Origin of the sequence: Pseudoalteromonas sp. (assembly GCF_041613455.1) — a bacterium.
Lineage (GTDB): Bacteria > Pseudomonadota > Gammaproteobacteria > Enterobacterales > Alteromonadaceae > Pseudoalteromonas.
Genome location: NZ_JBFJHD010000039.1, coordinates 1 through 21,071, shown reverse-complemented (window position 1 = coordinate 21,071; position 21,071 = coordinate 1). Strand labels below are relative to the sequence as shown.

The following is a 21,071-nucleotide window of genomic DNA, read 5'->3' as shown; positions in this document are numbered from 1 at the left end:
CATACAACGCCAAACGCGTTTTATGCGACAGTAACAAGCAAGAAGTTAATAGACTAAAGTAGATTACTGAACACTTATTATTATCAGAATTTTCCAAATTTAGTTAGTACGTAGTAATACGGACTGACAACCAAATTTGCTTGGTGACAATAGCGTTTTGGACCCACCTGACCCCATGCCGAACTCAGTAGTGAAACGAAACAGCGCCGATGATAGTGTAGCATTTGCTATGTGAAAGTAGGACATTACCAGGCTCCAAATTAAAGAAACCCGTTACAGCAATGTGACGGGTTTTTTGCCGTTTGTAGATAAATAAAAACACAAGCCATGAGCTACGACCCCATACTGCGCTCAGTAGTATAAAAGAAAACAGCTTGAAGGTGAGCGCCGATGATAGTGTCGCATTTGCACTGTGACTCTTTACCGCTGTGGCACCACGACATTACCCGGCTTCAAATACAACAAAGCCCGACTCACTGAGTCGGGCTTTTTTACGTCTGCAGGAAAGTGAAACGCAAGGTACTAGGCGCGAGGCGATACGGGATAGGAAACACGCAATAGCGACTATCCTCAGCCAAGTGATAGCATCGAGTTTACACTGTGACTCCTTATTGATGGTATCGCATTTGCTATGTGACTCTCCACCGCTGTGGCACCACGCCATTACCAAGCTTCAAAATACAACAAAGCCCGGTTCGAAAGACTCGGGCTTTTTTACGTTTGCAGTAAAGGGGATGTCAAGACACAGGTTTATTCTCCACTTGATAAATCACCGATTAAGTCCAAACTAAAATTAGCGAATATTTATTTTAAGCAGTTTATGTCATTTCGATCACCAGTTAAAAATTACGCTCAATGGGCATATTTATCACAGCAAGTAAAACAGTACGAAGGGCAGGCAGCACAAATATCTGGCGCGAGTTTATATACCTTGATGCAGCGGGCAGGGGCGGCGGTATTCAAGCGTTGGCAAACCTTTAATGCCCAGCAAACGTTAGTACTAGTTGGTAATGGTAATAACGCAGGCGATGGTTACGTTGTTGCCAGCTTAATTAAACGCGCTGATAGGCATGTGGTAGTGTGCGCTGTTGATGCGGACAAAACCCTCACAGGTGATGCAGCAACGGCGCAACAAAGCTGGATTAAAGCTGGAGGAGGCATATGCAACTTTTCACTGGAGCTGATTGATGAGTGTGACGTGATTATTGATGCACTGCTTGGCACCGGCCTTAATAACACTGTGCGCGACAGCTTTGTTGAAATGATTGCGGCGGCGAATAAAAGTAATAAACCAATACTCAGTATTGATGTGCCATCGGGGATCAATGCCGATACTGGGCAGCCTCAAGGTGTAGCGATACGAGCAACTGAAACGATAACGTTTGTGGGTATAAAACAAGGCTTAACCACCGCAGCCGGTAAACAACATGTAGGCGAGTTACACTTTGATGATTTAGACATTGGCGAGCAGTTTACTCACTTGGCTACTGCGTCAGCGAGAATTATTAATAGCCATAGCTTTACAGGGTTAACAGCTCGTGAAATTAATAGCCATAAAGGTAGTCACGGTAAGTTATTGTGTATTGGTGGCAATCAAGGCACTGCTGGTGCTATTAGGCTCAGTGGCGAGGCGGCGTTACGAGCTGGCGCTGGTATGGTAAAAGTGTATACGCATAAACATGCTGTGTTAGCTGTGAGCTTGGGTCGACCTGAACTTATGGTTACGAGTAATAACTTATCCGCTGCATTAGAGTGGGCAAGTTGTGTGGTGATTGGCCCAGGGCTGGGCCAGGATGATTGGGCGCACGCTACCTTTGTGCAAAGTGTTCAGTACTGCTTACAGCATAATATACCCGTGGTGATTGATGCTGATGGGCTTAATTTACTTGTTAACACTACCGCTAATTTTACGTTACAGCAGGCTATTGTGACCCCTCATGCTGGCGAAGCGTCGCGATTATTAAACTCAAGTGTTACAGTTATTGAAGCCGACCGGTTCAAATCAGCTCGCCAATGCGCGATAAATTACAATGTTACCTGTGTGCTTAAGGGGGCCGGCAGTATTATTGATAATGGCGCACAGACTTATGTTTGTCAGGATGGTAGCCCCGCATTGAGTGTTGCGGGCTCGGGGGATGTGCTTACAGGTATTATTGGTGCATTACTGGCGCAAGGAATGGATGTGGACAGTGCTGCGGCTTATGGTGTCTGTTTGCATGCTAAAGCGGGTGATATAGCAGCTAATAGAGCAGGGCTGCGCGGCATGCTAGCCAGTGATCTATTTTCTATTGTCAGAGAGTTAGTAAATGAATAATAGAAATATACAGAAGGCTAGCAAAACTTAGCCGCAGTAATATAAAACCCAGCTGTAGCTGGGTTTTTAATATAGATGCAAAAATTTAATATTAACGATGCAGCTCACCAGCACGCTCTGGCTGATAGGTGACTTCTTTTATTGTTACTTTTATTACTCCACCACCTGGCTTTGGCCATTCAATTTCATCACCTTGTGCTAGGCCAAGTAAAGCGCCGCCGACAGGGGCTAGAATTGATATTTTTTGACCGCTGGCGTCAACATCTTTAGGGTAAACTAGGGTTAAATTAAATTCTTCTTGGGAAGATTCGACCACAAAGTTTACCGTCGAATTCATCGTCACTATGTTTGCTGGTACGTCTTTTGGCTCAACGATGGTTGCGCGGCCTAATTCGGCTTCCAGTTCTTTTTCACCGGCAAAACTATTTGCAGGGAGTGATTCAATTAAATCATACAATCTATCCGCATCTAATGATGAGATGATTATTTCAGGTCTTTTATTCAACTCAATATCCTTAATAATGTTTATGTAAATAAAACTTACTCTGAGTATGATTCGGCATAAACTTAATTGCTTTAGAATACGTTGCAGTAATTTTTATTTGTTGGTCAATAATTAACTATCTTAAGCTACTACGTGCAAAAGAGAGTATATAGCTAACTTTTATTTTTTCTATAACATTAAAAACCCAGCCGAGGCTGGGTTTTTTTAACTGGGAGGTTTAGCTGGGGGTTACATCATGCCGCCCATACCACCCATGCCGCCCATGCCACCCATATCAGGTGCACCAGCCGCTTCATCTTTTGGAATTTCAGCAACCATTGCTTCTGTGGTGATCATTAGACCCGCAATAGACCCTGCAAACTGTAGTGCCGAGCGTGTTACTTTAGTTGGATCTAGGATACCCATGTCGATCATGTCGCTGTATTCGCCAGTTGCTGCGTTGTAACCATAGTTACCTTCGCCGCCTTTAACTGCGTTAATAACCACTGAAGCTTCGTCGCCTGCGTTGGTTACGATTTGACGAAGTGGTGCTTCCATCGCACGAAGTGCCACTTTAATACCGTGGTTTTGATCTTCGTTGTCACCAATAAGACCAGCTAATTTGCTTGCAGCACGTACTAGTGCAACACCACCACCAGGTACTACGCCTTCTTCAACCGCAGCGCGCGTTGCATGTAATGCATCTTCAACGCGGTCTTTTTTCTCTTTCATTTCGATTTCAGTTGCTGCACCGACTTTGATCACTGCAACACCGCCGGCAAGTTTTGCCATACGCTCTTGTAGCTTCTCTTTATCGTAGTCAGAAGTCGCTTCTTCGATCTGTGCTTTAATTTGTGCAACACGACCGCTTATGCCTGCTTCTTCACCAGCACCATCGATAATGGTGGTGTCGTCTTTAGTGATAACAACACGTTTAGCTGTACCTAGGTCTTCAATGCTCGCTTTTTCAAGCTCTAAGCCGATTTCTTCAGAGATAACCGTACCACCAGTTAATACCGCGATATCTTGTAGCATGGCTTTACGACGGTCGCCAAAACCTGGTGCTTTAACAGCAGATACTTTAACAATACCACGCATGTTATTAACTACAAGCGTAGCTAATGCTTCACCTTCAAGATCTTCTGCAATAATTAGTAGTGGCTTGCTTGCTTTCGCAACCGCTTCTAAGGTTGGCAATAACTCACGGATGTTAGAGATTTTTTTATCTACTAGTAGAATAAATGGGTTATCTAGTTCAACCGCACCTTTTTCAGCATTGTTGATAAAGTAGGGCGATAAGTAACCACGGTCAAACTGCATGCCTTCAACAACATCTAGTTCGTTTTCAAGTGATTGACCTTCTTCAACAGTAATAACACCACTGTTACGGCCTACTTTTTCCATTGCTTCTGCAATGATGTCGCCAATCTCTTTATCAGAGTTAGCTGAGATAGTACCTACTTGTGCAATGGCTTTAGCATCGGCACATGGAACAGATAACTCTTTAAGCTCTGCAACCGCAGCAATAACGGCTTTGTCGATGCCGCGCTTAAGGTCCATTGGGTTCATGCCCGCAGCGACTGCTTTAAGGCCTTCATTAACAATAGACTGTGCAAGTACGGTAGCGGTAGTTGTACCATCGCCAGCTGCATCATTTGCTTTTGATGCAACTTCTTTAACCATTTGTGCACCCATGTTTTCGAACTTGTCTTCTAGTTCGATCTCTTTCGCAACTGATACACCATCTTTAGTGATTACAGGTGAGCCAAATGATTTGTCTAGCACCACGTTACGGCCTTTAGGACCTAATGTTACTTTAACTGCGTTTGCTAAGATATTTACGCCGGTTAGCATTTTAGCGCGTGCGTCACCTGCAAAAAGTACTTCTTTTGCTGCCATGATAAATTTCCTTTAAATTCTTAAATGTATGTGAAATGAAAAGTAGCTTTAACCTACAATGCCTAAAATGTTGTCTTCACGCATGATCAGGTACTCTTGACCTTCGATCTTTTCAGCTTTTTCAACATATGAGCCGAATAACACAGTGTCACCGACTTTAACTTCTAATGCTCTCACGTCACCGTTATCTAATGTACGGCCATTACCAACTGCTACAACTTCACCGCGCGTTGATTTTTCAGCGGCAGAGCCAGTTAATACAATACCGCCAGCAGACTTGGTTTCTTCTTCTAGACGCTTAACGATCACACGATCATGTAAAGGACGAATGTTCATTTTTTAGTTCTCCTAACAGTTTCTGCCATTGGCAGAAGAAAGCTTATATTGGTTGCATTCAATAATGGGGGTGTTGCTGAAAAATCCAAGTGAAAAAAATTAAAAAATTTAATCTTTTCTCTCGTACTCACCATCGATGATGGTTGGCTCATTCGTTTTACGCGATTCAGGCTCGCTGTGCGACGACTGATTGAACGACGCAGGACCGTTTTGCATACCTGCGCTCATGCGCACCGAAGCTTGACTAGCAAGGCCTGCAGCTAATTTATTACGAATTGCAGGGGTTAATAACAGTAAGCCAAAAACGTCGGTCATAATCCCAGGGGTTAGTAATAGGACGCCTGCGATGATCACACACAGCCCGGTGAATAATTCTTTGGCCGGCATTTGCCCTTGTGCCATTTGTATTTGCACATTTTGTAATGCGCTCATACCTTGCTGTCTGACCATTTTTGCACCCAAAATAGCAGTTATAACAACCAGTGCTATAGTCGCAAAGCCGCCAATTACTTCACTTACCTGAATAAGCAGAGCAATTTCGATGATAGGGATAATGATAAACAGCAGAAATAAAAATCTAAACATAAGGTTCTCTAAATAATGAAACTCAAAAGAGTTGATGAAATATAAGTGAGGGTGTGCAGGTCTAATTTCAAGGATGCAGTAAACACGAGCGTTATTTTTCTGCAGTTTTAGCGTCTACACATTGTATCTGCTATCAGATACTATAGTTACAGACATGTGTAAATAAATAAAGGTTCATTAATGGCAACGCAATTTAAACTTATTTTTACTACCTGCAAAGATCAATCCGAAGCAAAAAATATCGCCACAGCACTGGTTGCAAAGAAACTAGCCGCCTGTGTAAATATTTTGCCCAATGTCACCTCTATTTATATATGGGATGGAGAAATAGCAGAATCTGCCGAAGTAAAACTGTTGATCAAAACCAAAACAGAGAAAGTGAACGAGGTATTTTTAACGCTAAAAGAGATGCATAGCTATGAAGTGCCAGAAATTCAGGTGGTGGATGTGGTTACCGGAAATTTAGCTTATTTTAATTGGATGGATGAGGTACTTAGTTAATGCGCTGGCTATTTTTGTTATTGGTTACATTATTAGTAGCACCTGCTCAGGCGAATAATAATGTACTTGGCGACTTACTCGCTCCACCACAGCAAACCTTTTTACAAGTGGATCAAGCTTTTGTATTTGATTTTGACCAGCAAGGTGGCACCTTATTTATTGGCTGGGATATCGCCCCAGAGTATTATTTATATAAAGATAAAATAGAGATTATCGCCAAAGGCGCCAATATAGAAGTGGGGGCGCTGGGTGATGGCGAACTTATTGAAGATGAATTTTTTGGCAAAACAGCGGTATTTTTTGATGCCTTAAGTATTGTGAGTAAGTTAAGCGATGTCACTGAAGGTGCGGTGGTTAAGGTTCGCTATCAAGGCTGCGCCGAAGCGGGGTTATGCTACCCGCCTGAAGTGATAACAATTCCGCTAAATGTGATCGCAGGCGAACAACTCGCGGCAAATAACAGTACGCCAGTGGCCAATACGGCGCAGACTGCGTCGGTACTTTCTGCGGCTAATAATAGCGATAGTGGCGCCGCTAATAAAGAGCTGACGTTTACTGAACAGTTAGCCAGCCAAGGGTTAACTACCAACTTAGTGATATTTTTTGTGATTGGGGTTGGGCTGGCATTTACGCCGTGTGTATTCCCTATGTTTCCTATTTTATCGAGCTTAATTGCCGGACAACAAAACCTGTCGACTAAAAAAGCGTTTGCCTTGTCGTTTGTTTATGTACAGGGCATGGCAGTGACCTATGCAGCGCTTGGCTTAGTGGTGGCTGCACTTGGCGGGCAGGTACAGGGGTATTTACAGCATCCGTATGTGCTTATTAGTTTTAGTTTGTTATTTGTACTTTTGGCGATGTCGATGTTTGGTTGGTACGAAATCAAACTGCCAAGCGGTATGATGAATAAACTCACTCAGGTTAGTAATAAGCAAAAAGGCGGCAACTATGTTGGTGTATTTTTCATGGGTGTGTTGTCGGGATTAATCGCATCACCGTGTACTACTGCACCCTTGTCGGCGGCATTATTATTTGTAGCGCAAAGTGGCGATTACCTAGTGGGTGGTTTAACGCTTTATGTATTGAGTTTAGGCATGGGCTTACCGCTGTTATTACTGGGTACCTCGGGTGGTAAGCTATTACCTAAAGCCGGTGGCTGGATGGAGCAAGTTAAAACCTTATTTGGCTTCATTATGTTAGTGGTACCGCTTATATTATTAGAGCGCATTTTAGCACTCGACACTATTTTATTAATGGCCGGTATTTTAGCGCTGGCAACCGCACTTTATTTACATCATTGGCAAAGTAGCCAAGCGCAGAGTAAATTAAAAACCGCGTTGTGGTTTGGCGCAACCCTGTTAGTGATCAGTGGCTTTAGTTTAACGAAAAACTATTTTTGGCCACAAACAACACCAGTGATGCAAGTAACCACGCCAACTAATGAGTTTAAACAAGTGGCTAATTTGGCAGAGCTTAAAGCGGCTGTGGCAGATGCAAACGAGCAAGGGCGCATGGTGATGGTCGACCTATATGCCGATTGGTGTGTCGCTTGTAAAGAGTTTGAACACTACACCTTTCCAGATGCACAAGTGCAAAGTGAGTTTACGCATTTTCAGCTTATTCAAATAGATCTTACCGAAAGTGACAGTAAAACTATTGAGCTAATGGAAGAATATACGGTGTTTGGTTTACCGAGTATTTTATTTTTTAATACCCAAGGTAAAGAGTTAGATCGTTTGCGTGTCACAGGCTTTTTAAATGCTACCGACTTTGCGCAACACCTAGCCACTGTGCGTGCTAGCGCACAGTAAGCTTCATAAGGCACGGGTTAATGGCTTTAACCCGTGCCTTTAATTTTCCTTCCAAGTTGTTCCCAATACAGAGATAAGACCAGTATTTTGCTGTCATTTCCGCCGAAATCACTATAATAGTTGGCTAACGTGAGAAATTGTTGCTATTTTATTTTTTCTACTTACTTTTTAGTGAAAAATTAGTTAGTAACCGCTTAGTTTATTACTTACAGGATATATCGCGTATTATGGCTGCAAAATTAAAGCTTTTAGTTATAAATGGTCCAAATTTGAACATGCTAGGTAAGCGTGAGCCAGAAAAATACGGCGTGCAAACCTTGAGCGAAATAATGCATGATCTGACCCAAGTAGCTAATGATTTAAATGTGCAGTTAACGCATTTTCAAAGTAATAGTGAGCAAGCACTCATAGAACGAATTCACGCAGCTTGGCAAGCCGAAGACTACATAATTATTAACCCCGCAGCATTTACGCATACCAGCGTTGCACTACGTGACGCGCTATTAAGCGTTGCGATACCGTTTTTCGAGGTACATTTAAGCAATGTGCATGCACGTGAAGCGTTTCGTCATCATTCGTATTTTTCGGATGTGGCCCAAGGGGTAATATGTGGTTTAGGCGCAATGGGTTATCACGCGGCATTACAGGCGGCTGTAAACCAATTACAAAGCTCAAATTAATTTTAAACTAACAAACACACTACAAGAAGGCGGGCCGTTTATGGATATTCGCAAGATCAAAAAACTTATAGAATTAGTAGAAGAGTCAGGAATTGCTGAACTAGAAATCACTGAAGGTGAAGAGTCAGTACGTATTAATCGCAATAATATGAGTGCCGGTCCTGCGTACGCTCAATTTGCACCACAGCAATATGCACCTGCTCCAGCAGCACCAGCGGCAGCACCAGCAGCACCTGCTGCGGTAGAATCTGACGCACCAGCAGCTCCAACAGGCCACCAAGTTAAGTCACCTATGGTAGGTTCTTTTTATGCAGCGGCTTCTCCAGAAGCGCCAGCATATGTTGAAGTGGGTTCTCAGGTTAAAGTTGGCGACACACTTTGTATCGTTGAAGCAATGAAAATGATGAACCAAATTGAGTCTGATAAAGCCGGTACCGTAAAAGCTATTTTAGTAGAAAACGGTGAACCAGTAGAATTTGATCAACCTTTATTCATCATTGAATAATAGCGCAACCTAAAAGGCCAACTCTTATGTTAGATAAAGTAGTCATTGCAAACCGAGGTGAAATTGCACTTCGTATCTTGCGCGCCTGCAAAGAGCTTGGGATCAAAACGGTTGCTGTGCATTCAACGGCGGATCGCGATCTTAAGCATGTATTGCTTGCAGATGAAACCATTTGTATTGGTAAACCAGCTGCGACAGAAAGTTACTTAGACATTCCGCGCATTATTGCTGCGGCAGAAATTACAGATGCAGTAGCTATTCATCCTGGTTATGGTTTTCTTGCCGAAAATGCTGATTTTGCTGATCAAGTTGAGCAAAGTGGGTTTGTATTTATTGGTCCTAAAGGCGATACCATTCGTCTTATGGGTGACAAGGTATCAGCTATCGCCGCCATGCGTAAAGCTGGAGTGCCGTGTGTGCCAGGTTCTGATGGTCCAGTATCGGATGACAAAGAACGTAATATGCAAATTGCCAAGCGCATTGGTTATCCGGTGATCATTAAAGCCGCGGGTGGCGGTGGTGGTCGTGGTATGCGTGTTGTGCGCAGCGAAGCTGACCTTATCAACTCGATTGCATTAACACAACAAGAAGCGAAGCAGTTCTTTGGTAATGGCATGGTTTACATGGAGAAATACCTTGAAAACCCACGTCATATTGAAGTGCAAATATTAGCTGATGGCCAAGGTAATGCGGTACATTTAGGTGAGCGTGATTGCTCAATGCAACGTCGCCACCAAAAAGTGGTTGAAGAAGCACCAGCACCAGGCATCACGGCAGAAACGCGTAAGTTCATTGGTGAACGTTGTACGCGTGCATGTATCGAAATTGGTTACCGTGGCGCGGGTACGTTTGAGTTTTTATACGAAAACGGCGAATTTTACTTTATCGAAATGAATACCCGTATTCAGGTTGAACACACCATTACTGAAATGGTGACAGGGATTGATTTAGTTAAAGAGCAGTTAAAAATTGCCGCCGGTCAGCCTTTATCGTTTACTCAAGATGATGTTGTTATTCGTGGTCATGCTATTGAGTGTCGTATCAATGCCGAAGATCCGGAAACATTTGCACCTTCACCAGGTAAAATTACCCGTTTCCATCCTGCCGGTGGTTTAGGCATTCGTTGGGATAGTCATATTTATGCCGATTACTCGGTACCGCCACATTATGATTCTATGATTGGCAAGTTGATCACTTACGGTGAAAACCGTGATGTAGCCATAGCACGTGCGCGTAATGCACTGAATGAGCTGGTGATTGACGGTATTAAAACTAATACCCCGTTACACAAGAGAATTCTTGCAGACGAAAACTTCCAAAATGGTGGTACTAATATCCACTATCTTGAGAAAAAGCTGGGATTATAATTTTCCAGTGATAAAAAAACCGGCGCTTAGCCGGTTTTTTTATCTGTTGAATTCGAGTCTGTAAAACTGGCTAGTATCACCTTAAATAAATAATCTGGTATGATTAACTTATATGCGCTATTTATAAATTTTGAGGTAACGATGTCGCGTAGTTTTGACGCTCATTTGAGTGATGATATTGCCACGGTAACCATGGGCAACCGCGTTGCGGCTATTATAGAGCAAGGTGCGGTTATTTATTTGCATGGTGATTTAGGGGCTGGAAAAACAACGTTTACTCGAGGGATTGTGCAAGGTTTTGGTCATACAGGCAAAGTTAAGAGTCCAACTTATACGCTAGTAGAGCCCTATGAGCTGGCAACAGCTAACGTTTATCATTTTGATTTATATCGCTTAGGCGACCCTGAAGAGCTTGAATACATGGGGATCCGCGATTACTTCTCAGCGGATGCGGTATGTGTGGTGGAATGGCCAGAAAAAGGCGGCGAATTCATACCGGTGCCCGATTTAGACATTACTCTCAGTTATGTCGGTAATGAGCGAAAAATTAGTATTAACAGTGCCAGTGAGCGTGGTATAGCTATTATTGAAAAACTAACCGGTTGATTTACGTGCCCAGCACGTAGCACTATAAAAACAATAAAATAGTTAAGGCAGTAATTATTAATATGAGTCGTGGTATCGTTAAACTAGTTATTTATCTCTTAGTGCTAACTATGAGTTTACCGCTATGGGCACAAAATACCATTGACAGCGTACGCGTGTGGCCGTCACCCGATAGCACGCGTGTCGTATTTGATTTAGCCGATAAACCCGATTTTAGCTACTTTATGCTAAAAAACCCCAGTCGGCTGGTGGTTGATTTAGCCAATACTCGCAAACTGAATGAATTACCAAGCATTCCTGCCAAGCACCAAATTGTATCTAAGCTACGCTACTCTAAACCGAAAAATAAACACAGCGTACGGTTTGTGTTTGAATTAACAGCACCGGTTAAGCCGGTTATTTTTGCACTTGCGCCTACCGGCCCGTATAAAAATAGATTAGTGGTTGATCTCTATAATAAAAGTGAGTCGACTGCTGTGGTATCACCGGCGCAAAAAGCAGCAAAAAATCGCCAGCTAAGTCAAGAACGCGATATTGTGATTGCTATTGATGCCGGCCATGGTGGCGAAGACCCGGGTTCAATAGGCCCATCAGGTACCTATGAAAAAACCATTACGTTACAAATTGCCAAGCGCCTAGAGCGCATGATTGATGGTGAGCGTGGCATGATCTCTCGAATGGTACGCAGCGGTGACTATTTTGTAAAACTGAATACTCGCACTAACCGTGCCCGTGAGAAAAAAGCAGATTTTTTAGTGTCTATTCATGCAGATGCATTTACAAGCCCAGGGCCAAATGGCGCTTCAGTGTGGGTGTTGTCACTGCGCCGCGCAAACTCTGAAATAGGTAAGTGGATTGAGGATAAAGAAAAGCACTCCGAACTGTTAGGGGGCGCAGCGGATGTGATCAAAGATGCTGAAAATGAAAAGTATTTAGCTCAAGCGTTACTTGATATGTCAATGGACCACTCAATGAAAACGGGCTTAAATGTGGCTGAAGAAGTGGTGAAAGAGTTAGGTAAGGTTGCCAAATTACATAAAAAAGATCCGCAACATGCGAGTTTAGCGGTGCTAAAATCGCCCGATATTCCGTCTATTTTGGTTGAAACGGGGTTTATTTCTAATCCACGAGAAGAGAGATTACTTAAAAGCGCTAATCATCAAGAGCGCTTAGCAAAAGCGATATTCACCTCGATCAAAAATTATTATTTAAAAAACCCACCAGACGATTCGCTCTTTGCTAAGTTAAAGTCGCAGTACCCAACTAAACATAAGGTACGTCCTGGTGAGTCATTAAGTATGCTGGCGAGTCGCTACGGCGTTACTATAAGCAAGTTGAAGCAAGTCAATAAACTGAGCTCCAACACCTTATTTATTGGCCAAGAGCTTGATATACCACAAAGTTAATTTTTTAGGGGTCGCATGAGTATTGAAATATTACCAGCGCGCTTAGCCAACCAAATTGCGGCGGGCGAAGTGGTAGAACGCCCTGCGTCGGTGGTTAAAGAATTAGTAGAAAACAGTTTAGATGCCGGCGCTACGCGGATCCAAATTGATATTGAGCGGGGTGGGCATAAATTGATCCGCATTCGCGATAACGGTGCGGGTATTGCTCACGATGAACTGACACTGGCGCTATCCCGCCATGCAACCAGTAAATTAAAGTCGCTTGATGATTTAGAAAATATTTGTTCATTGGGATTTAGAGGTGAAGCGCTGGCGTCTATTAGCTCAGTATCGCGTTTAACGCTGAGTTCAAAACCGAAACACCAAGAGGCAGCTTGGCAGGCATTTGCGCAAGGCCGTGATATGGCGGTGCAAATCAAGCCCGTCGCGCACCCCGATGGTACCACCATAGAAGTTAAAGATTTATTTTTTAATACGCCAGCACGGCGAAAGTTTTTACGCACCGAAAAAACGGAATTCAGCCATATTGATGAGCTCATTAAGCGCATTGCATTGAGCCGTTTTGATGTGTCGATTACCTTAACTCATAACGATAAAGTGGTGCGGCAATATCGTGCTAAAACCGATCCCACGCACGCAATTACACGCGTAGCACAAGTGGCGGGTAAAGCATTTGCTGAACAAGGCTTACATATTCAATCTGGTGAGGGGGGCTTGCAGCTGCATGGCTGGGTGTTACCCGTGGGTGCCACCAATACCACGCAATATACCTATGTAAATAACCGCATGATGCGCGATAAATTAATTTTGCATGCCATTCGTCAAGCCTTTGAGGAAGTGAGTGGAGTACAAGATTTACCGGGGTTTGTGATTTATATTGATATCGATCCGCGCCAAGTAGACGTTAATGTGCACCCAGCGAAGCACGAAGTGCGCTTTCATCAAGGACGGCTGGTACACGACTTTATATTGCAAGCAATTAAGCAGGTTGTGGTGCCGCTGCAAGGTGAGTTTGCCAAGCAACCGTTAGCAAATAGTGCAGCTGCGGCTGCGTCTTTCAATAGCACTGAGAGCGCTGTTCATACACATGATTCGGTGGGGGTATTTGATTACCCTAAGTCGCAATTACAACCTAATTATTCTGCAGCCGCCAGCCAGTCGGCACCCAGTGCCAGAGCAACGGGTGGCTTTTCGAATAGCGCGCCTAGAGCCGCAGCAGCGAGTAGTCATCATGATGTTAATGCATTTTACCAAGGGGTGAGTGAACAACAAGCTGCACATTTTGATAATGCCACTGATGCTGCACTGCAAGTAGGTGCGACAGCACCGATAGATAATAGTATATCAACGGTAGCTATGCTTAATGTGCATCAAGGTGGTTGTGTATTTAGTATTGAGCAGCAGCTGTATTGCTCGCATTTTAAGTATGCGCTGGCAGAGGATTGGCACCATCAGATCAAACAGCACGGCAGTTTAGAAGGCAAAGCCTTATTGTTACCGGTGCGAGTTAATCTCGCAGCAGACGATTGCGCGCTTATGGCAGCGCAGCAGTCGTGGTTTACCTTGTTAGGCTTTGAACTGGTGATTGAAAAACAGTTTGTGATGGTAAAAAAACTACCGCTTAGCTTATATTTACTCGATGTGCCCACTGCGATTGAATATCTACTAGAAGCCTGTAAAACGCCATTAGCGGACTTAGAAGCGTGGCTTGATTGGCAAGTTAAATGTATTCCCACGCGCTTTTACAGCAGCAGTGCATTTTTAGCGCAACAAGCACGCTTGCAAAATAATCCGCAAACAATTGAACGTTTACGGGAAAAAGCAGTTAAAATAGAGATAGAACACTATTTAACGCAATTAGATTAAGGTATTCGTGTTGAGTAATTTACCAGTGATATTTTTAATGGGTCCAACTGCCGCCGGTAAAACGGAGCTGGCAATTTCCTTGTGTGAGCATTTAAATACCGAAATAATTAGTGTTGATTCAGCGTTAGTGTATAAAGGCATGGATATTGGCACTGCAAAGCCCGATGCGGCTGAGCTTGCCCGTGCTCCGCATCATTTAATTGACTTACTAGACCCAAGTGAAACTTATTCAGTTGCCGATTTTAGGCGTGATGCGATAATAAAAATAGATCAGCTACATCAACAAGGTAAAGTGCCGGTATTAGTAGGCGGCACGATGATGTACTTTAAGGCACTTATTGACGGCTTATCGCCACTCCCCGAGGCCGATGTTGATATAAGAGCTGAATTAGAAGCGCAAGCCAAGCAATATGGTTGGCCGCACTTATATCAAGAGTTACAAAAAGTAGACCCGCAAGCAGCACAAAAAATGAGTGAAAATGACTCGCAAAGAATTAACCGTGCTTTAGAGGTGTACCGACTAACGGGTAACACTATGACTGAGCTGCAAAAGCAAAAACAGCCGGCTTTACCCTATACATTTCATCAATTTGCGATTGCACCGACACAGCGCAGTGAATTACATCGGCGAATTGAAAAAAGGTTTAAAATAATGCTCGATCAGGGGTTTGAAAATGAAGTTTCGACCCTATATCTACGTAAGGATTTACACCCCAATATGCCTTCTATTCGTTGTGTAGGTTATAGACAAATGTGGGATTATCTTGCGGGTGAAATTGACCATAGTGAAATGGTATTTCGCGGCATTGCTGCTACACGTCAATTAGCAAAACGGCAATTAACTTGGTTAAGAAGTTGGCCTGACGTTACCTGGTTAACAACGGGCGATGAAGAAAACTTGCATCGTGTAGTAAGTTCGCTAAGCTAGTAGTAGTTGGATATAATTTAGCTTTGTTAAATAAGTTCAGCCACTTAATTATAATAACACCTAGAACGAAGGAATAATAACATGGCAAAAGGCCAATCGTTACAAGACCCATTTTTGAATGCACTACGCCGTGAGCGCATTCCAGTATCAATCTTTTTGGTTAATGGCATAAAATTACAAGGTAAAATCCAGTCATTTGACCAATTTGTTATTTTACTCGAAAATACTGTAAACCAAATGGTATATAAACACGCAATTTCTACAGTTGTACCTGCTCGCGCAGTAAACTTCCAAGGTGCTCAAGAGAATGAAGGCACGGAAGAACCAGAAGCTGGAAATTTTTAATATTAGGAGCGTAATGCTTGTTTGACCGCTATAAATCTGGCGAACAGGCAATTTTAGTCCATATCGACTTTCCTAAAGAAGGGGATCGCGAAGATCTTCACGAACTGGAATTGTTGGTATCTTCTGCTGGTGTTAGTAGTTTGGCGGTTGTGCAAGGCAGCCGTCAAGCACCGCATCCGAAATTATTTGTCGGTACCGGTAAAGCAGAAGAAATAGCTGAAATTGTCAAAATCCACAATGCCGATGTCGTTATTTTTAATCATCAACTCAGACCGTCACAAGAACGCAACTTAGAGCGCGTGCTTCAATGTCGTGTGCTTGATAGAACCACGTTGATCCTTGATATATTTGCCCAGCGTGCCCGTACCCATGAAGGTAAGTTGCAAGTAGAGTTAGCACAACTGCGTCACATGTCGACTCGACTTATTCGCGGTTGGACTCACCTTGAGCGCCAAAAAGGTGGCGTTGGATTACGTGGGCCGGGTGAAACTCAGCTCGAAACCGATAGACGTTTATTGCGTGCACGGATTCAAAATATTCGTGCACGGCTAGATAAAGTTGCGGTGCAGCGTGAGCAAGGTAGACGCGCGCGTAGCCGTAATGAAATCCCCACGGTTTCGTTAGTAGGCTACACCAATGCGGGTAAATCAACGCTTTTTAACCGTATTACAAACTCAGATGTGTATGCCGCCGATCAGCTGTTTGCAACACTTGACCCGACATTGCGTAAATTAGAACTTGGCGATGTTGGTCCGGTTATTTTAGCCGATACGGTAGGGTTTATACGCCATTTACCGCACGACTTAGTGGCGGCATTTAAGGCAACACTCACCGAAACCCGCGAAGCCGATTTACAGTTACATGTGATTGATGTGGCTGACGCACGCTTAAAGGAAAATATCGAGCAAGTACAATCGGTGCTTAAAGAAATTGAAGCCGATGAAGTCCCGCAGCTGTTAGTTTATAATAAAATAGACGCGTTGGATGATATTGCGCCCCGCATTGATCGTGATGATGAAGGCCAGCCTATAAGAGTGTGGTTGTCTGCACACACAGGTGAAGGGTGTGAACTACTCAGCGAAGCAGTGAGTGAATTACTGACTAAAAAAATGTTTAAAGAAACGCTGTTACTGTCACCGCGGTATGGGCGCTTAAGAGCATCGTTATTTAGTTTAAGTGCAGTCAGTGATGAGCGTTTTGACGAACACGGAAATTGGTTGTTAGATGTACGCTTACCTATGGTTGAGTGGAATCGCTTAATCAAAGAATTTGGTCCTGAAATTACTGGTTTTATCTATCAAAATTAAAAATTGACGTAATAATGTCGGTTTTTGTATGAGAAACGCATTAGATTTGTTAGATTTAACCCAATTTCCTTATTTATTTAGATAACAATGGAGTATAGCTATGGCCTGGAATGAACCGGGTAATAATGGCAATGACAAAGATCCGTGGAACAATAAAGGCGGACGTGATCAAGGCCCACCTGATTTAGACGAGGTGCTGCGCAAATTCAGTAACAAGTTAGGCGGCTTATTTGGTGGTAAAAAACTAGGTAATGGCGGCGGTGGACTTGGCGGAGCCGGTATTTCATTTGTGCTTATTATTGCTGTAATTGTATGGGCGCTAAGCGGTATTTATACGGTTAAAGAAGCTGAGCGTGGCGTGGTACTGCAATTTGGTCAGTTTGACCGCATTGCTGATCCTGGTCTGCGTTGGAAAATGACCTTTATTGAAACCGTGATCCCTGTCGACATTGAAGCGGTACGCTCTTTATCGACGTCAGGTTTTATGCTCACTGAAGACGAAAACGTGGTAAGCGTTGAGTTTCAGGTGCAATATCGTGTGATTGACCCTTACCTGTATAAGTTTAGTGTAACAAATGCTGACAGTAGCTTAGAAGAAGCGCTAGAGAGCGCGCTACGTTATGTTGTTGGCCACGCTAAAATGGACCAAGTATTAACCAATGGCCGTGAGGTTGTGCGCCAAGATACTTGGGATGAACTGAATAAAATTATTGAACCGTATAATTTAGGGTTAATCGTTACAGACGTAAACTTTAAAGATTCACGTCCGCCAATGGAAGTGAAAGACGCGTTTGATGACGCCATTGCTGCACAAGAAGATGAGCAACGGTTTATTCGTGAAGCAGAAGCGTATGCGCGTGAGATTGAACCGCGCGCCCGTGGTCAAGTTACCCGTATGACGCAAGAAGCTGAAGCGTACCGTGAACGTATTACCTTAGAAGCGCAAGGTGAAGTGGCTCGTTTTGAGAAGCTATTACCTGAATATCAAATGGCTAAACAAGTTACCCGTGAACGTTTATACATAGATGCAATGCAAGAAGTGCTGGGTAACAGCTCTAAAGTGTTGGTTGATGTTAAAGGCGGGAATAACATGATGTACTTACCACTTGATAAAATTATGGAAAAGCAAGGCACAGCAACCCGTGTTGCGCTACCTAGCTCAAGTGATATTCAAGATTTACGCAATAAAGTAAATACATCACGTAATAGCACAGTGAACAGTGGCAATGACCGCTTTAACAACGATCGCTTTAATGAGGGGAGATAAGCATAATGAAAAACTTTAGTTTAGTTATACTATTAGCTGCCATTGTGATGTCTTTCTCAGCAGTATTTGTAGTGCCTGAAGGACAAAAAGCAATTGTTTTGTTATTCAGTAAAGTGCAAAAAGACAGCGACGACAGCGCGGTGGTTTATGGGCCGGGGCTGCACGTTAAAGTGCCATTTTTTAGCCAAGTACGTCGTATTGATGCGCGTATTCAAACGCTTGATGGCACGCCAGATCGCTTTGTAACCAGTGAGAAAAAAGACTTAATTGTTGACTCGTTTGTAAAATGGCGCGTGAACGACTTTAGTGCTTTTTACTTACGTGCGCGTGGCGACAAGCAATATGCTGAAACGCTACTACAGCAAAAAGTAAATAACGGCTTACGGACTAACTTTGGTACGCGTACTATTCGCGAAATCGTATCGGGTGAGCGTAGTGAGTTGATGGAAGAGGCATTAGTACAAGCCTCTGAAAGTGCGCGTGAGCTAGGCATTGAAGTTCTTGATGTCCGTGTGAAGCAAATTAACTTACCGCAAGAGGTAAGCAGCTCTATTTACCAACGTATGCGCGCTGAGCGTACTGCGGTGGCTAAAGAGCACCGTTCAGAAGGTCAAGAAAAAGCCGAGACAATTCGCGCTGGTGTTGATCGTCGTGTCACGGTAATGCTTGCCGATGCAGAGCGTAATTCACGTTCAGTACGTGGTCAAGGTGATGCTGAAGCGGCAGCAATTTATGCCAATGCCTATAATAAAGATCCTGAGTTCTTTAGTTTTGTACGCTCGTTAGAGGCGTATAAGCAAACCTTTAAAGATAAACAAGACGTGATGGTGCTTTCACCAGATAGCGACTTCTTTAAATATATGAAAGGTGCTAAAGCGCAATAGGCTAGCGACACAGTTTATAGTTGAAAAGCCTCGCATTAGTGAGGCTTTTTTATTGAGTTTAATTTAATGCATTAAATCGCTGTAATTCAGCTGGTTATTATTAATATTTATGCTGATAAATATTCGAGCAGAAAAAATAAGCTAAACGGGGTGATCTTTAGCTTGGTTTTCTGGTAAAATCTTGTCCTAATTTTTTTAAGTGAAGTTACAATGGGTAAAAACGTTGTTGTATTAGGCACCCAATGGGGTGACGAAGGGAAGGGGAAGGTCGTAGACCTCCTTACAGATAAAGCATCTTTAGTAGTTCGTTATCAAGGTGGGCATAATGCTGGCCATACCTTAGTGATCGACGGTGAAAAGACAGTTCTGCACCTTATTCCATCGGGTGTATTACGTGACAATGTTAAATGTGTGATTGGTAATGGTGTGGTTTTATCACCAGAAGCGCTAATGAAAGAGATTGGCATGTTAGAAGAGCGTGGCGTACCTGTACGCGAGCGTCTTTTAATTAGTGCTGCATGTCCATTAATTTTGCCTTTCCATGTTGCATTAGATGTAGCCCGTGAAACCGCGCGCGGCGATAAGCCAATTGGTACCACTGGCCGTGGTATTGGTCCGGCGTACGAAGATAAAGTGGCACGTCGTGGTTTACGCGTTGGCGATTTATTTAATCCTGAATTATTTGCAGCTAAGCTGAAGGAAGTTCTTGAATACCATAACTTCACTTTAGTTAATTACTACAAAGTAGATGCGGTAGATTTTCAGAAAACGTTTGACGATGCGATGGCCGTTGCTGATATTTTAAAAGCCATGATTGTTGACGTGACTGAGCTGTTAGATCAAACGCGTTTAGCGGGTGATAATATTTTATTTGAAGGTGCACAAGGTACATTACTGGATATCGATCACGGTACTTACCCATATGTAACGTCTTCAAACACCACTGCTGGTGGCGTAGCAACAGGTGCGGGCTTTGGTCCATTACACCTAGATTACGTACTAGGTATTATTAAAGCGTACACGACACGTGTGGGTTCTGGTCCTTTCCCAACAGAGCTTTACGATGGCCTTGAAAAGCAAGACCCAGTCGGCAAGCACTTAGGTGACAAAGGTCATGAGTTCGGTGCAACCACAGGTCGTCTTCGTCGTACCGGTTGGTTAGACGCTGTCGCTATGCGTCGTGCGGTGCAAATTAACAGTATCTCTGGTTTTTGTTTAACTAAGCTTGATGTTTTAGACGGCCTAGAAACACTGAAAATCTGTACTGGTTATAAGCTTGAAGATGGTAGCGTAACGAACGTAACGCCATTAGCCGCAGAAGGTTACGAAAAAGTAACGCCAGTTTACGAAGAAATGCCAGGTTGGTCAGAAAACACCGTAGGTGTGACTAGCCTTGACGGTTTACCACCAGCGGCGATTGATTATATCAAGCGTATTGAAGAGCTTACTGGTGTACCAATTGATATTATTTCTACCGGCCCAGATCGTGTAGAAACGATGATATTGCGCAACCCGTTTGCGTAATAGCTATCAGATTAAAAAAAGCTGCTTTATGCAGCTTTTTTTATAGCTAAAATATGCCGCGTGCTTAATTTTTCCTCTTTGCTAGCAAAATGATGCATGCAAATTAAATAATATAAACCGTAGCAGATATTAATTTTGGAACGATCTTTGTATAGTCTTTTACAGGTTGGTTTTTATAAGTGGTTATTATGCGCACATTTGCTTTTCGCGCGGGGTGGAGAATCCCCGCAATATCGTTACTTTTCTTTATCAGTGTAAACAGTTTAGCCGAAGAAACAGCTGCTGTGGCCTTGTATAGCGAGCCTGAGCTTATTGAGTTGCTAAATAATAATACCCACTTAGCACGGGTGAAGGCAGATGATTGCCAGTTAGTTCAAGATATAGAGGCAAGAGCCAGTAAAATGGCGCTGCCGTCTTACCAGTTTTTATATGGCGATATGCTCGCCTACAACGTGT

Annotated in this window: 19 protein-coding genes, 1 rRNA gene and 1 pseudogene; 17 read left to right on the top strand and 4 right to left on the bottom strand. The window is 43.3% G+C overall.

Features of this window, described 5'->3' with window-relative positions:
• Nucleotides 1–139: 139 nt before the first annotated feature.
• A 5S ribosomal RNA gene (rrf, locus tag ABYB02_RS06250) occupies nt 140–254 on the top strand.
• Nucleotides 255–820: 566 nt separating this feature from the next.
• Entirely contained in the window at nt 821–2,314 is a 1,494-nt protein-coding gene (locus tag ABYB02_RS06245) for an NAD(P)H-hydrate dehydratase (protein ID WP_372761602.1), read from the top strand.
• A 91-nt stretch (nt 2,315–2,405) separates the two neighbouring features.
• Here ABYB02_RS06245 and rnk read toward each other — a convergent pair whose 3' ends face one another.
• From rnk to ABYB02_RS06225, 4 genes are all read right to left on the bottom strand, one after another.
• Nucleotides 2,406–2,819, bottom strand: coding sequence for a nucleoside diphosphate kinase regulator (gene rnk / locus ABYB02_RS06240; RefSeq protein WP_372761601.1), 414 nt, complete (start codon nt 2,817–2,819; stop codon nt 2,406–2,408).
• 228 nt (nt 2,820–3,047) lie between these two features.
• Nucleotides 3,048–4,697: a chaperonin GroEL gene (groL, locus tag ABYB02_RS06235; RefSeq protein WP_372761600.1), complete on the bottom strand. Its 1,650-nt coding sequence runs from the start codon at nt 4,695–4,697 to the stop codon at nt 3,048–3,050.
• 48 nt (nt 4,698–4,745) lie between these two features.
• Entirely contained in the window at nt 4,746–5,033 is a 288-nt protein-coding gene (locus ABYB02_RS06230; RefSeq protein ID WP_016709118.1) for a co-chaperone GroES, read from the bottom strand.
• A gap of 108 nt (nt 5,034–5,141) precedes the next feature.
• Entirely contained in the window at nt 5,142–5,618 is a 477-nt protein-coding gene (locus tag ABYB02_RS06225) for an FxsA family protein (RefSeq protein ID WP_372761599.1), read from the bottom strand.
• 180 nt (nt 5,619–5,798) lie between these two features.
• Here ABYB02_RS06225 and cutA point away from each other — a divergent pair, with 180 nt between their 5' ends.
• From cutA to ABYB02_RS06150, 15 genes and pseudogenes are all read left to right on the top strand, one after another.
• Nucleotides 5,799–6,119 carry a divalent-cation tolerance protein CutA gene (gene cutA / locus ABYB02_RS06220; RefSeq protein ID WP_372761598.1) on the top strand — a complete coding sequence of 107 codons (321 nt, stop codon included), beginning with the start codon at nt 5,799–5,801 and terminating at the stop codon, nt 6,117–6,119.
• On the top strand, nt 6,119–7,930 hold the full coding sequence (locus tag ABYB02_RS06215) for a protein-disulfide reductase DsbD (RefSeq protein WP_372761597.1): 1,812 nt from the start codon (nt 6,119–6,121) through the stop codon (nt 7,928–7,930). Before cutA ends, ABYB02_RS06215 begins: the two co-directional genes overlap by 1 nt.
• A gap of 227 nt (nt 7,931–8,157) precedes the next feature.
• A complete protein-coding gene (gene aroQ, locus ABYB02_RS06210; protein WP_372761596.1) occupies nt 8,158–8,610 on the top strand; it encodes a type II 3-dehydroquinate dehydratase in 453 nt (150 codons plus the stop codon).
• A 40-nt stretch (nt 8,611–8,650) separates the two neighbouring features.
• The gene (gene accB / locus ABYB02_RS06205) at nt 8,651–9,115 is read left to right on the top strand and encodes an acetyl-CoA carboxylase biotin carboxyl carrier protein (protein ID WP_372761595.1); all 465 of its coding nucleotides are present in this window, start codon (nt 8,651–8,653) and stop codon (nt 9,113–9,115) included.
• A gap of 26 nt (nt 9,116–9,141) precedes the next feature.
• Nucleotides 9,142–10,482 carry an acetyl-CoA carboxylase biotin carboxylase subunit gene (gene accC / locus ABYB02_RS06200; RefSeq protein WP_372761594.1) on the top strand — a complete coding sequence of 447 codons (1,341 nt, stop codon included), beginning with the start codon at nt 9,142–9,144 and terminating at the stop codon, nt 10,480–10,482.
• A gap of 141 nt (nt 10,483–10,623) precedes the next feature.
• Nucleotides 10,624–11,088 carry a tRNA (adenosine(37)-N6)-threonylcarbamoyltransferase complex ATPase subunit type 1 TsaE gene (gene tsaE / locus ABYB02_RS06195; protein WP_372761593.1) on the top strand — a complete coding sequence of 155 codons (465 nt, stop codon included), beginning with the start codon at nt 10,624–10,626 and terminating at the stop codon, nt 11,086–11,088.
• Nucleotides 11,089–11,150: 62 nt separating this feature from the next.
• Nucleotides 11,151–12,494, top strand: coding sequence for an N-acetylmuramoyl-L-alanine amidase (locus ABYB02_RS06190; protein WP_372761592.1), 1,344 nt, complete (start codon nt 11,151–11,153; stop codon nt 12,492–12,494).
• Nucleotides 12,495–12,509: 15 nt separating this feature from the next.
• Nucleotides 12,510–14,360, top strand: a complete 1,851-nt coding sequence (mutL, locus tag ABYB02_RS06185) for a DNA mismatch repair endonuclease MutL (protein ID WP_372761591.1) — start codon at nt 12,510–12,512, stop codon at nt 14,358–14,360.
• Between the two features lie 10 nt (nt 14,361–14,370).
• Nucleotides 14,371–15,288 (top strand): tRNA (adenosine(37)-N6)-dimethylallyltransferase MiaA, encoded by a 918-nt coding sequence (miaA, locus tag ABYB02_RS06180; RefSeq protein ID WP_372761590.1) that lies wholly within the window; start codon nt 14,371–14,373, stop codon nt 15,286–15,288.
• Between the two features lie 81 nt (nt 15,289–15,369).
• Entirely contained in the window at nt 15,370–15,633 is a 264-nt protein-coding gene (gene hfq / locus ABYB02_RS06175) for an RNA chaperone Hfq (RefSeq protein WP_372761589.1), read from the top strand.
• 17 nt (nt 15,634–15,650) lie between these two features.
• A complete protein-coding gene (gene hflX, locus ABYB02_RS06170; protein ID WP_372761588.1) occupies nt 15,651–16,940 on the top strand; it encodes a ribosome rescue GTPase HflX in 1,290 nt (429 codons plus the stop codon).
• Between the two features lie 100 nt (nt 16,941–17,040).
• Nucleotides 17,041–18,207, top strand: coding sequence for an FtsH protease activity modulator HflK (gene hflK, locus ABYB02_RS06165; protein ID WP_372761587.1), 1,167 nt, complete (start codon nt 17,041–17,043; stop codon nt 18,205–18,207).
• A gap of 5 nt (nt 18,208–18,212) precedes the next feature.
• Nucleotides 18,213–19,091 (top strand): protease modulator HflC, encoded by an 879-nt coding sequence (hflC, locus tag ABYB02_RS06160; RefSeq protein ID WP_372761586.1) that lies wholly within the window; start codon nt 18,213–18,215, stop codon nt 19,089–19,091.
• A gap of 210 nt (nt 19,092–19,301) precedes the next feature.
• Nucleotides 19,302–20,615 (top strand): adenylosuccinate synthase, encoded by a 1,314-nt coding sequence (locus tag ABYB02_RS06155; RefSeq protein WP_372761585.1) that lies wholly within the window; start codon nt 19,302–19,304, stop codon nt 20,613–20,615.
• Between the two features lie 188 nt (nt 20,616–20,803).
• Nucleotides 20,804–21,071: pseudogene (locus tag ABYB02_RS06150) on the top strand (flagellar protein MotX); the annotation flags it as partial.